Source organism: Sedimenticola hydrogenitrophicus, assembly GCF_029017505.1.
GTDB classification, from domain to species: domain Bacteria; phylum Pseudomonadota; class Gammaproteobacteria; order Chromatiales; family Chromatiaceae; genus Sedimenticola; species Sedimenticola hydrogenitrophicus_A.
In genome coordinates this window covers 92,985-104,041 of record NZ_JAQGEI010000017.1, presented here as the reverse complement: position 1 = coordinate 104,041, position 11,057 = coordinate 92,985, and the positions used below count along the sequence as shown (strand labels likewise).

General features: G+C 62.6%; 13 protein-coding genes. 10 read left to right on the top strand and 3 right to left on the bottom strand.

Annotated elements, in window-relative coordinates:
- The first annotated feature begins 117 nt into the window (after positions 1–117).
- Positions 118–1,314 (top strand): CaiB/BaiF CoA transferase family protein, encoded by a 1,197-nt coding sequence (locus O9K64_RS12425; RefSeq protein WP_275098392.1) that lies wholly within the window; start codon positions 118–120, stop codon positions 1,312–1,314.
- A gap of 5 nt (positions 1,315–1,319) precedes the next feature.
- On the opposite strand, the gene O9K64_RS12420 is transcribed toward O9K64_RS12425, so the two are convergent.
- Together O9K64_RS12420 and O9K64_RS12415 are read right to left on the bottom strand one after the other, a co-directional pair.
- A complete protein-coding gene (locus tag O9K64_RS12420) occupies positions 1,320–1,670 on the bottom strand; it encodes a hypothetical protein (RefSeq protein ID WP_275098391.1) in 351 nt (116 codons plus the stop codon).
- Between the two features lie 315 nt (positions 1,671–1,985).
- A complete protein-coding gene (locus O9K64_RS12415; RefSeq protein ID WP_275098390.1) occupies positions 1,986–2,591 on the bottom strand; it encodes an XTP/dITP diphosphatase in 606 nt (201 codons plus the stop codon).
- 334 nt (positions 2,592–2,925) lie between these two features.
- Between O9K64_RS12415 and ccmA the strand changes: the two genes are divergently transcribed.
- The 9 genes from ccmA to ccmI all read left to right on the top strand — a co-directional run bounded on the left by ccmA (position 2,926) and on the right by ccmI (position 10,122).
- Positions 2,926–3,561: a cytochrome c biogenesis heme-transporting ATPase CcmA gene (gene ccmA / locus O9K64_RS12410; protein WP_275098389.1), complete on the top strand. Its 636-nt coding sequence runs from the start codon at positions 2,926–2,928 to the stop codon at positions 3,559–3,561.
- A complete protein-coding gene (ccmB, locus tag O9K64_RS12405; protein WP_275098388.1) occupies positions 3,554–4,222 on the top strand; it encodes a heme exporter protein CcmB in 669 nt (222 codons plus the stop codon). The genes ccmA and ccmB overlap by 8 nt, the downstream gene beginning before the upstream one ends.
- Before the next feature lie 326 nt (positions 4,223–4,548).
- Positions 4,549–5,298, top strand: coding sequence for a heme ABC transporter permease (locus tag O9K64_RS12400; RefSeq protein WP_275098387.1), 750 nt, complete (start codon positions 4,549–4,551; stop codon positions 5,296–5,298).
- Positions 5,295–5,468 (top strand): heme exporter protein CcmD, encoded by a 174-nt coding sequence (ccmD, locus tag O9K64_RS12395; protein WP_335342285.1) that lies wholly within the window; start codon positions 5,295–5,297, stop codon positions 5,466–5,468. The genes O9K64_RS12400 and ccmD overlap by 4 nt, the downstream gene beginning before the upstream one ends.
- Entirely contained in the window at positions 5,465–5,914 is a 450-nt protein-coding gene (gene ccmE / locus O9K64_RS12390) for a cytochrome c maturation protein CcmE (RefSeq protein ID WP_275098386.1), read from the top strand. Before ccmD ends, ccmE begins: the two co-directional genes overlap by 4 nt.
- Positions 5,911–7,899: a heme lyase CcmF/NrfE family subunit gene (locus tag O9K64_RS12385; RefSeq protein ID WP_275098385.1), complete on the top strand. Its 1,989-nt coding sequence runs from the start codon at positions 5,911–5,913 to the stop codon at positions 7,897–7,899. Before ccmE ends, O9K64_RS12385 begins: the two co-directional genes overlap by 4 nt.
- Entirely contained in the window at positions 7,896–8,429 is a 534-nt protein-coding gene (locus O9K64_RS12380; RefSeq protein WP_275098384.1) for a DsbE family thiol:disulfide interchange protein, read from the top strand. Before O9K64_RS12385 ends, O9K64_RS12380 begins: the two co-directional genes overlap by 4 nt.
- Positions 8,426–8,887 (top strand): cytochrome c-type biogenesis protein, encoded by a 462-nt coding sequence (locus O9K64_RS12375; RefSeq protein WP_275098383.1) that lies wholly within the window; start codon positions 8,426–8,428, stop codon positions 8,885–8,887. Before O9K64_RS12380 ends, O9K64_RS12375 begins: the two co-directional genes overlap by 4 nt.
- Positions 8,884–10,122 (top strand): c-type cytochrome biogenesis protein CcmI, encoded by a 1,239-nt coding sequence (gene ccmI, locus O9K64_RS12370; protein ID WP_275098382.1) that lies wholly within the window; start codon positions 8,884–8,886, stop codon positions 10,120–10,122. The genes O9K64_RS12375 and ccmI overlap by 4 nt, the downstream gene beginning before the upstream one ends.
- A gap of 130 nt (positions 10,123–10,252) precedes the next feature.
- Here the strand turns inward: ccmI and O9K64_RS12365 are convergent, their stop codons facing one another.
- Positions 10,253–10,783: a pentapeptide repeat-containing protein gene (locus tag O9K64_RS12365; RefSeq protein ID WP_275098381.1), complete on the bottom strand. Its 531-nt coding sequence runs from the start codon at positions 10,781–10,783 to the stop codon at positions 10,253–10,255.
- Positions 10,784–11,057 lie beyond the last annotated feature (274 nt).

Genomic DNA, 11,057 nt, shown 5'->3' with positions numbered 1-11,057 from the left:
AATGGTGCATCATGGGAATAATGACAGAATCAATGGCTGTATGCGCGCGGGCAAAACCGCCTGCGGAGTGGCACAATTTGCAACCCGTTACACCGACTTGCCGGAGTCAGAATCGCCATGGGACCACTGAAGGGGATCAAGATACTGGACCTGAGCCGCATCCTGGCCGGGCCCTGGGCCACGCAGCTGCTGGCCGATTATGGGGCCACGGTCTGGAAGATCGAGCGCCCGGGGGTGGGGGATGACACCCGTCACTGGGGACCCCCGTTTCTTAAGGATAGCGAGGGTGCCGATACGGCGGAATCGGCCTATTACCTCTCCACCAACCGGGGCAAGCACTCCATTGCCGTGGATATCACCAGCGAAACGGGGCAGGCGGTTATCCGTCGGCTGGCCGCCCGGGCCGACATCCTGGTGGAGAATTTCAAGGTCGGTGGATTGGCGAAATACGGCCTGGATTACGCCAGCCTCTGCGCCGTCAATCCGGGTCTGATCTACTGCTCCATTACCGGATTTGGCCAGACCGGCCCGGACGCCGCGCTGGCCGGCTATGACGCCATGGTGCAGGCGCGGGGCGGCCTCATGAGCATCACCGGGGAACGAGACGGGCTGCCCGGGGCCGGCCCACAGAAGGTCGGGGTGGCGGTGGCGGATCTGATGGCCGGGATGTATGCGGTCAGCGCCATCCTGGCGGCGCTGCATCACCGCGACCAGACCGGCGAGGGGCAGCAGATCGATCTCGGGCTGCTGGACAGCCAGGTGGCCTGGCTAGCCAATCAGGGCATGAACTACCTGGTCGGTGGCGAGGCGCCGGTCCGCCAGGGCACCGCCCACCCCAATATCGTGCCCTACCAGGCACTGCCCACCCGGGACGGTTTCCTGATGCTGGCGGTCGGCAATGACCGCCAGTTCGCCGCCTGCTGCCGGGTGTTGGGCCGGCCGGCATTGGCCGAGGATTCGCGTTTTACCAGCAACCGGCTGCGCGTCGAGCACCGGGAGCAGCTGATCCCGCTACTGGAGGGGCTGTTCAGTCGCAAGACCACCGCCGAGTGGGCGGGGCTGTTGGCGGCGGAGCAGGTACCCTGCGGGCCGATCAACAACATTGCCGAGGTGTTCGATGATCCGCAGGTGCTGGCCCGGGGTATGCGGCTGGAGCTGCCCCATCCGCTGGCCGGCACGGTGCCCCAGGTGGCCAATCCGGTCAAATTCTCCCGTACCCCGGTCGAGTATCAGGGCGCGCCACCGCTGCTCGGTGCGGATACCGAGGCGGTGCTGCGGGCGCTGTCGGATGAAGAGACGCCCGGGGAGCGCTGATTTGGCTAGCGAGTTGCGACCGGATCCAGGCCGGGACGGGGGACCGGCCGGAAGCTGAGCGGGAGTTCATTACGCGCCGCGGCATAGAGTTTGTGCTGGGTCTGCTTGAACAGGATGCCGATCTCGTGGGGCGTGGTGTGGGTAATGACCGCCTTGATCTGCCAGGGCGACCGGTCCACGGTCAGCGACAGCTCCACCTCCATGCCGACCGGCAGGGTCAGGGCGTGGGTCTCCAGCAGCGCCCCCTCCGGGGTCAGGCTGCCCAGGGTGGCGGAGAAGATGCGTCCGTGGTAGACGATCTGGGTCGGCAGCAGCAGGTTGATATGGTTGTTGCGGCACTCGTGTGGATGGTTCATGTGGGTTCTCTTCTGTTGGTCCTTGGTTTCAGGGCAGAAGGCTATCGAATCAACATGTCACCCCGGTTGCAGGCAGGTTAAGCTTTTGTTTCGTCCGCTGCCGGCAGGCAGCGGCCAGACCACGAACGGACGGCCAGGAGCCTTTCAATTAGATTTTACCGGATGAAGCTGTTTTGGTTTCGTAGGGTGGATAAGCCGGAAGGCGCATCCACCACGGCAATGGTGGATGCGCTGTCGCTTATCCACCCTACAACAGTACGTTATCAAATTGAGGTAGTACTGACTTTACCAGGCAGAATCAAGTTGAAGCACTACTTAGGAGAGCGCGGCCACCAACTGGCGCAGGGCCTGGCCGCGGTGGCTCAGGGCGTTCTTCTGGTCCGCGCTCAGTTGGGCGGAACTGCAGCCGAATTCGGGCACCAGGAACAGCGGATCGTAGCCGAAGCCGTTCTCGCCCTGGGCGGCGTGCAGGATGCGTCCCTCCCAGGTCCCCTGGCAGATGATCGGGGTGGGATCGTCGGCGTGACGCAGGTAGACCAGCACACACTGGAAGCGGGCGGTACGTTCCTCATCTGCCACCCCCTGCAGATCGGCCAGCAGCTTGTCGTTGTTGGCCTGATCGTCACAGGCGGGGCCGGCGAAGCGCGCCGAGTAGATGCCGGGCGCCCCGTTGAGCGCATCCACCTCGATGCCCGAATCGTCGGCAATGGCCGGCAGGCCGCTGTGGCGGGCGGCATTGCGTGCCTTGAGGATGGCGTTTTCCACAAAGGTCAGGCCGGTCTCCTCCGCTTCCGGGGTGGCGAATTGGCTCTGTGGAATCACCTGAATCTCCTGTTGCGCCAGCAACTGATTGATTTCGCGTACCTTGCCGGCGTTATTGCTCGCCAGTACAACCCTTTCTCCATGATGACTCGGTGACATGATACGGTTTCCTGCTGTGAATTGACTGGGGGGATTCTACCCCGGAACACAGCTTTAGAGCTCGCGAAAGAATAATTCCATCGTACCGAGGGCGTTCCTGGGCCGCTCCTGGGCATCCCTGCCCCCGCGGCATTAGTGAATCCCTTCACGTCGCCACGCGGGCAAGGCACGCTTTGCAGGCAATGGCCATTCCCTTGCCAAAAAGCGTAACGCCGCCAGCGGGGGCCAGGGGCGACCGAATACAGGAACTTATTCTTTCGCGAGCCCTTTTATGGGAAAGCGGGGTCAGGCTGTGTACAATCGGGCGGTTTTTTGATGGTTAAAGGTGCTTGTAATGCTCGAAGTGGCGGGGTTGGCCTGCATACGGGGTGACCGGAAACTCTTTTCCGATCTCAGCTTCACGCTGGAGGAGGGGGAGCTGTTGCGCCTGCACGGTCATAACGGCAGCGGCAAGACCACGCTGATGCGCACGCTGTGCGGATTGAGCCGGGAGAGTGCCGGTGAGATTCGCTGGAACGGGGCGTCGATCCATAAGCTGGGCGAGGAGTTTACCCGCGAGGTGGTCTATATCGGGCATAAGAACGGCATCAAGGACGACTTGACCGGGGTCGAGAATCTGCGTGTCTGCAGTGCCCTGGATGGCTGCCCGGTCACCGAGCGGCAGGCCTGGGATGCCCTGGAGCGTATGGGTTTGATGGGCCACGAGGACCTGCCCAGCCGGGTGCTCTCCCAGGGCCAGAAGCGGCGGGTGGCGCTGGCGCGGCTACTGTTGAACAAGTCGCGGCTGTGGATCCTGGATGAGCCTTTTACCGCGCTGGATGTGGCGGCGGTGGATTTCCTGCAGTCGATCATCCGCGACCATATTAATAGTGGCGGCATGGTGATCCTGACCACCCATCAGGAGGTCAAGATCACCCGGGAACAGGTGCTGGAACTGCGTCTCGGCTGGAAGGAGGCGGGGCATGTTTAATGCCTTCCAGACCCTGCTGGGGCGAGATCTGCTGCTGGCGATGCGCCGCCGTTCCGATCTGTTCACCACGCTGTTCTTCTTTGTCATCGTGGTCAGCCTGTTTCCCCTCGGTATCGGGCCGGAGATGAAAACCCTGCGGCTGATCGCCCCCGGGGTGTTCTGGGTGGCGGCGCTGCTGGCCTCCATGCTGGCGCTGGAGCGGCTGTTTGCGGTGGACTATGAAGATGGCGCCCTGGAGCAGATGCTGCTCACCCCGCAGCCGCTGTTTACCCTGGTGCTGGCCAAGGTGATCGCCCACTGGCTGGTGACCGGCCTGCCGCTGGTGCTGATGGCGCCCCTGCTGGGACTGCAGTATGACCTCTCCAGCGATGCCCTGGGGGTGATGGTGGTATCGCTGCTGCTGGGTACCCCGGCGCTGAGTCTGATCGGGGCGATCGGGGCGGCGCTGACCCTGGGTCTGCGGGGTGGGGGGGTATTGGTCTCGCTATTGGTGCTGCCGCTCTATATCCCGGTGCTGATCTTCGGTTCGGGGGCGGTGGAGGCGACCGCCTCCGGCATGGGTGGACAGGGACATCTCCTCATGCTGGGCGCCATTCTGGTACTATCCCTGCTGCTTGCCCCGCTGGCCGCCTCCGCGGCACTCAGAATTTCTGTTGAGTAGCTGGCCGTCGAGTAACTGGAATGAAAAATTGTCAGGATAGACAATTTTTACGGCCGGAGGCCGGCTGTCAGGGTGCGGCACAGGGATGTGCGGCATAAAATCTGCATATTTTTAACCGATTTGCCTTTGGTCAATGTCAATGCATGGTGGAATTGGGTATAACTGCCCCCCGGTGTGAAAAATTGTCAGGACAGACGATTTTCACGGCCGAAGGCCGCCCGTCAGGGTGCGGCACAGGGATGTGCCGCATGAAAAATTCACCAGAAACGGGAACCAAATCCTGTTTGTATTATCAAATCTCGGAATAGCTGGTCCTACACTATCCAATGAATGCTAGATTAATCAACTGGTTCAAATTTTCCTCACCAGCCACTTTCTACCCCTTGGCGGGGCGCCTGGTTCCCATTTTCAGCGTACTGGCGGTAGCGCTGATCGGCGTCGGACTCTATATGAGCTTCTTTATCGCCCCCACCGATTACAAGCAGGGTGAAGGCTATCGCATCATCTTTGTCCATGTGCCCGCGGCCTGGATGTCCATGTTCATCTATCTGGTCATGGCGTTCTGGGCGGCGCTCGGCCTGGTGTTCAACACCCGGCTCTCGGGCATGATGACCCGGGCCCTGGCACCCACCGGCGCGATCTTCGCCTTCCTGGCACTCTGGACCGGGGCCTTCTGGGGCAAGCCGATGTGGGGAACCTGGTGGGTGTGGGATGCGCGGCTGACCTCGGAACTGATCCTGCTGTTTCTCTATTTTGGTTACCTGGCCCTGCAGGGGGCCATCGACGACACCCGCCGGGCCGACCGGGCGGGCGCCCTGCTGGTGCTGGTCGGGGTGGTGAATATTCCCATCATCTACTACTCGGTACGGTGGTGGAACACCCTGCATCAAGGGGCCAGTATCAGTATGGATAACGGTTCGACCATGGCGGCGACCATGCTCTGGACCATGCTGATCATGGCCCTGGGCTTCTGGGCCTACACCATTGCGGTGGCCCTGGCCCGCGTGCGCTCCATTATCCTGGAGCGGGAAGCGGATACCACCTGGGTCAGCGAGCTGGCGGAGGTTAGGCGGTGAGTGTGGCGGAATTTTTTGATATGGGCGGCTACGCCCTTTATGTGTGGGGCTCGTTCGGCGTGTCCGCACTGTTGATGGTGCTTGAACCGATCATGCTGCGAAGCCATCGGCGCGCCGTACTGCAACGGATTGCCCGAATCATCCGAATCAAGGCAGGAGAGAAGGTATGAAGGCAAGGCATAAGCGACTCGGGTTTCTGGTTGTCGGACTGGCGGGGCTCGGCGTGGCCGCCTGGCTGGTGTTCAATGCCCTCGACAGCAACCTCTCCTACTTCTTCTCACCCTCCGATGTGGTGCAGAACAAAGCGCCGACGGATCATGTCTACCGGCTCGGTGGCATGGTGCAGAGCGGCAGCCTTGAGCGCGGTCAGGAGCTGACGGTGCGCTTTCTGGTGACCGATACCGCCAATACTGTCAAGGTCGCCTATACCGGCATCCTGCCGGACCTGTTCGCCGAAGGTCAGGGGGTGATCGCCCAGGGACGCATGGGAGCGGATGGCGTGTTCATCGCCGACGAAGTGCTCGCCAAGCACGATGAGAACTACATGCCACCCGAGGTGGCGGATGCCCTGGACAAGGCGCATAAGGGCGCACCGGACGGAGTAGCCAAAAAATGATTCCCGAACTCGGACATGTGGCGCTGATCCTGGCGCTGTCACTGGCACTGATTCAGGCAACCCTGCCGGTCATTGGTGCCCATCGGCGTATCGCCAGCTGGGTGGCGGTGGCCAAACCGGCGGCCCTGGGACAGCTGTTGTTCATGATGGTGGCCTATGGCTGCCTGACCTACGCCTTTCTGATGAATGATTTTTCGGTCAGCTATGTGGCTCAGAACTCCAATACCGCCCTGCCGACGATCTATCTGATCTCCGGTGTGTGGGGTGCCCACGAAGGGTCACTGCTGCTCTGGGCGCTGATTCTCTCCGGCTGGACCGCGGCGGTGGTGCTGTTCAGCCGCAGCATGCCGGAGGCCATGCTGGCCCGGGTGGTCGGCGTGATGGGCATGATCAGCGTCGGTTTCCTGCTGTTCATGCTGTTCACCTCGAACCCGTTTGACCGGCTGATCAACCCCCCGATCGAGGGTCGGGACCTCAATCCCCTGTTGCAGGACGTGGGTCTGATCATCCATCCGCCGCTGCTCTATATGGGCTACGTGGGCTTCTCTGTGGCCTTCGCCTTCGCCATCGCCGCCATGCTGGGTGGCCGCCTGGACGCCGCCTGGGCGCGCTGGTCACGGCCCTGGACCAATGTGGCTTGGGCCTTTCTCACCCTGGGTATCGTGCTCGGCAGCTGGTGGGCCTATTACGAACTGGGCTGGGGCGGCTGGTGGTTCTGGGATCCGGTGGAGAACGCCTCGTTCATGCCCTGGCTGGTGGGCACGGCGCTGATCCACTCCCTGGCGGTGACCGAGAAGCGCGGGGCGTTCAAGGCCTGGACCGTACTGCTGGCCATCTTCGCCTTCTCACTCAGCCTGCTGGGCACCTTCCTGGTTCGCTCCGGGGTGCTGACCTCGGTGCACGCCTTCGCCACTGACCCGGCCCGGGGTATCTTTATCCTGCTCTTCCTGGTGGTGGTCATCGGCGGCTCCCTGCTGCTCTACTCCTGGCGGGCGTCGCAGATCCGCAGCAGCGTCAGTTTCAAGCTGGTCTCCCGGGAGACGGCCCTGCTGCTGAACAACGTGATCCTGGTGGTGGCCGCCTGCAGTGTGCTGCTTGGCACCCTCTATCCCCTGGCGATCGATGCCCTGGGCCTGGGCAAGATCTCGGTGGGACCGCCCTATTTCAATACCGTATTCATCCCCCTGACCGCGCCGCTGGCGGCGCTGGTGGGGGTCGGTGCCCTGGCCCGCTGGCGCCAGGACAGCGGACAGCGGCTGTTTGCGCGGCTGCGTTTCTCGCTGTTGTTCAGTGTGATCGCCGGACTCGGTCTGACGCTGCTGGCGCCGCATTACTCCTGGGCCGCGGCGCTGGCCCTGGTGTTGGCGATCTGGGTGCTGCTCAGCACCCTGCAGTGGCTGTTCGAGCGCCACAGCGCCGGCCGCGCCTTTACCCGGACCCTGGCCAACACCCCCCGCTCCGGCTGGGGCATGATGCTGGCCCACCTCGGGGTGGCGGTATTCGTGGTGGGCATCACCCTGACCAGCGTCTACAGCGAGGAGAAGGATGTCCGCCTCGAACCGGGGCAGAGCTATAACCTGGGTGGATACGATTTCCATTTCCAGGGGGTGAAGCAGATACAGGGGCCCAACTACCAGGCCTTCCGCGCTGAGGTCGACATCTATCAGGGCGAGCGCAAGATCACCCACCTCAGTCCGGAGAAGCGCAACTACAAGGGCGGTCAGCCGATGACCGAGGCGGGCATCGATGCCGGCCTGTTCCGCGACCTGTTTGTCGCCCTCGGCGAACCCCTGGGAGATGAGGGCGCCTGGAGCGTGCGTATCTACCACAAGCCGTTTGTCCGCTGGATCTGGCTGGGTGGGCTGTTGATGGCCCTGGGCGGCCTGCTGGCGGCGGCCGATCGCCGCTATTATCGATTGAAAAACAAGGCCAGCGTTGCTGTTAACAGCGTCGCTGTCGACGAGGCCACGGTGGGTACGGCATGAAGGCACGTTTTCTGATACCGCTGGGGATTTTCCTGGCTCTGGCACTGTTGCTCGGCATCGGCCTGACGCTCAATCCACGGGATGTCCCGTCGGTGCTGATCAACGAAAAGGCGCCGACGTTCAACCTGCCGGACCTGTTTGACCCGGAGAAGCGGGTCAGCTCCCAGGACATGCAGGGCAAGGTGTGGCTGCTGAATGTCTGGGGAGTCTGGTGTCCGGAGTGCTGGCGGGAGCATGAGTTCCTCAATCACCTGGCGAAAGACGAGGGGGTCACCTTCATCGGCATCGACTGGCGTGATGATCGCGAGGAGGCCATCGCCTTCCTGACCAATAAGGGCAACCCGTTTGCCGCGGTCGGCTTCGATCCGGAAAGCGAGGCGATCATGGACTGGGGCGTGTATGGCGCGCCGGAGACCTTCGTGATCGACAAGCAGGGGATGATTCGCAAGAAACACACCGGCCCCCTCTACCAGCAGGTGTGGGACAAAGAGTTCCGGCCCCTGCTGCAACAGCTGGAGGGCGAGTCATGATCCGTGCCTGGCTGTTGCTGCTGCTGTTGCTGCCGCTGTTTTCCCAGGCGGCCATCGAGGCGAACCAGTTCGATGACCCGGAGAAGGAGGCGCGCTACAAGCAGCTGATCACCGAGCTGCGCTGTCTGGTCTGTCAGAACCAGAATCTGGCCGACTCCAACGCCGAACTGGCCCAGGATATGCGCCGCAAGACCTACGAGTTGGTGCAGGGCGGTGCCAGCAGCGACGACGTGGTCGACTACATGGTCAAGCGCTATGGGGATTTCGTGCTCTACCGTCCGCCGTTCCGGCTCTCGACCCTGCTGCTCTGGCTGGGACCTTTTGCCATTCTCGCCGGTGGCGTCGCCATCCTATTGGTATTCATTCGGGGACGCGGCAGACAACCCGGCGCCCAGCTCAGTGACAACGACCTGCAGAGAGCCAAGGCATTGCTTGGCGAAGAAGACAATAAATCATGACACTTTTCTGGATTATCACGGCGGCCATGATAGTGGTCGCACTAGCCTTCATTGTGCCTTCCCTGTGGCGTAAATCAGAGCTACGGGTTTCCGATCGCGACAAGCAGAATGTGGTCATTGCCCGCGAGCGGCTGGCCGAGCTCAACAATGAGCTTGCCGCCGGCACCCTGTCGGACGAAGAGTACGAGCAGACCAAGCTGGAGCTGGAGCAGACCCTGCTGATCGATCTGGAGGCCGGTGACGAGGCGGCACAGGCCGGCGGCCCCGGGAAGGCTGGCATGCTGGCGCTATTGTTCTCGGTCCTGTTCGTCGCGGTGGTCACGGTCTCGGCCTATCTCTACCTCGGCACGCCCCAACTGGTTGACCCCGCGGCCATGCAGGCGCAGCAGGCCGACCAGGAGTTGCCCTCGATCGAGGAGATGATGACGGCCCTGGTGGATCGGCTGAAGGAGAATCCCGAAGATGCGGAGGGGTGGTATCTGCTGGGACGTACCTACATGGCGGTGAAGGATTACCAGAAGGCGGCCTTTGCCTTCGACAAGCTTAATCAGCTGGTGAGCGACCAGCCCTCCATCATGCTGGCGCTGGCGGATGCCCTGGCGATGGCGTCGGGTGGGGATATGCAGGGGCGCCCGGCCGAACTGATACGCAAGGCGGTCGGCCTGGCGCCGCAAGATCAGACCGCTCTCTGGCTGGCCGGGATGGTGGAGGATCAGGCCGGCAATCACGCCCGCGCCCTGCAGCACTGGGGACGGCTCAAGCCGATGCTGGCGGATGACCCGGAATCCACCCAGCAGGTCGACCGGCTGATGGCGGCGGCGCAACGCAAGCTGGCCGCTGCCGGGCCCGGCGAGGCGGTGGAGCAGCAAGTGGCGGCGCAACCGGCGAGGCAGGTCATCACCGCCCGCATCACCCTGGCCGCGGAATTGGCCGCCCGGGTAAAACCGGAAGAGAGCCTGTTCGTCTACGCGCGGGCCCTGGAGGGGCCGAAGATGCCGCTGGCGGCGGTGCGCCTGAAGGTGAGTGACCTGCCGACCACGGTCCAGCTCAATGACGGTCAGGCGATGGTGCCGGGGATGAATCTGTCCCGTTTTGATCAGGTCGTGGTGGGTGCCCGCATATCCCGCTCCGGCAATGCCATTGCCGCCAGCGGCGATCTGCTGGGTGAGGTGTCCCCGGTGGTGGTGAAGGGGGATGCGGTGGTGGAACTGGTGATCGACTCGGTGATTCCGTAACCGATTGCCCATCCGGCCGATCCTGCCCAGGAAGGATATTCGCGACCTTATAAAACCAAGCGGCCCGATGGGCAATCAGCAAAGGCCTTGCCCCGACCGGCAAGGCCTTTGTTGTCTCAGCGACCTGGCGTTACCGGCACTCACCCTTGGAGCCGACCGCGCAGACCCGGCCGTCGGTCCAGGTGGCATTGTCCAGCTTGGCGGCGATCAGGATGGCGCCCTCCATGTTGGCGCCGCGCAGATTGGCCCCACTCAGGTCCGCGTCGAGGAAGTTGGCCCCTTTCAGATTCGCCAGCATCAGGTTGGCGCCCTGCAGGTTGACCGCATGCAGGGCGGCATGCTCCAGATTGCTCAACATCAGGTTGGCACCCTGCAGATTGGCCAGGTGCAGGATGGCACGGGAGAGATTGGCCCCCTGCAGATTGGCGTTATCCAGCCGCATGGAGGCCATGGAGGCTTCGTGCATGTCCACCCCGGGTATCTGCGCGCCGATCCGTACCGCCCATGAGCACTGCGCCTGCGGCTCGAACTTGCAGGTGGTGTTTTCGATCGGGCCGGAGGTCTCGATATCCTTGCGCCAGGCGTTGGATTCGATGGCATAAGTGGAGAGGAGTGCTACGGTGACTCCCATGACGGTCGTGCGAAGGGTGTGTGAAATCATCATCTGTTCCTCTGGTTATCCTGCCCGGCTCAGGGCGTTGGTGGTTAAAGGGCTCGCGCTAAAATAAGTTTCGATATTCGGTCGCATCTGGACCCCGCTGGCAGCGTTACGCTGTTTGGCACGGGAATGGCCATTGCCTGCAAAGCGTGTCTTGCCGGCGTGGCGCCCAGAGTAACCCGGCGACTCCCTCGGTACTGCGAAATTATTCTTGCGCGAGCCCTAAGTGATCGTCCCTACCCAGTCGAGTGGAAAAGGTGCGAGCCCATCAAAGTGG

Bases quoted from the DNA above. Each gene is read 5' to 3' on its own strand.
- O9K64_RS12425 (WP_275098392.1), top strand. From the start codon at position 118: ATGGGACCACTGAAGGGGATCAAGATACTGGACCTGAGCCGCATCCTG.
- O9K64_RS12420 (WP_275098391.1), bottom strand. From the start codon at position 1,670: ATGAACCATCCACACGAGTGCCGCAACAACCATATCAACCTGCTGCTG.
- O9K64_RS12415 (WP_275098390.1), bottom strand. From the start codon at position 2,591: ATGTCACCGAGTCATCATGGAGAAAGGGTTGTACTGGCGAGCAATAAC.
- ccmA (WP_275098389.1), top strand. From the start codon at position 2,926: ATGCTCGAAGTGGCGGGGTTGGCCTGCATACGGGGTGACCGGAAACTC.
- ccmB (WP_275098388.1), top strand. From the start codon at position 3,554: ATGTTTAATGCCTTCCAGACCCTGCTGGGGCGAGATCTGCTGCTGGCG.
- O9K64_RS12400 (WP_275098387.1), top strand. From the start codon at position 4,549: ATGAATGCTAGATTAATCAACTGGTTCAAATTTTCCTCACCAGCCACT.
- ccmE (WP_275098386.1), top strand. From the start codon at position 5,465: ATGAAGGCAAGGCATAAGCGACTCGGGTTTCTGGTTGTCGGACTGGCG.
- O9K64_RS12385 (WP_275098385.1), top strand. From the start codon at position 5,911: ATGATTCCCGAACTCGGACATGTGGCGCTGATCCTGGCGCTGTCACTG.
- O9K64_RS12380 (WP_275098384.1), top strand. From the start codon at position 7,896: ATGAAGGCACGTTTTCTGATACCGCTGGGGATTTTCCTGGCTCTGGCA.
- O9K64_RS12375 (WP_275098383.1), top strand. From the start codon at position 8,426: ATGATCCGTGCCTGGCTGTTGCTGCTGCTGTTGCTGCCGCTGTTTTCC.
- ccmI (WP_275098382.1), top strand. From the start codon at position 8,884: ATGACACTTTTCTGGATTATCACGGCGGCCATGATAGTGGTCGCACTA.
- O9K64_RS12365 (WP_275098381.1), bottom strand. From the start codon at position 10,783: ATGATTTCACACACCCTTCGCACGACCGTCATGGGAGTCACCGTAGCA.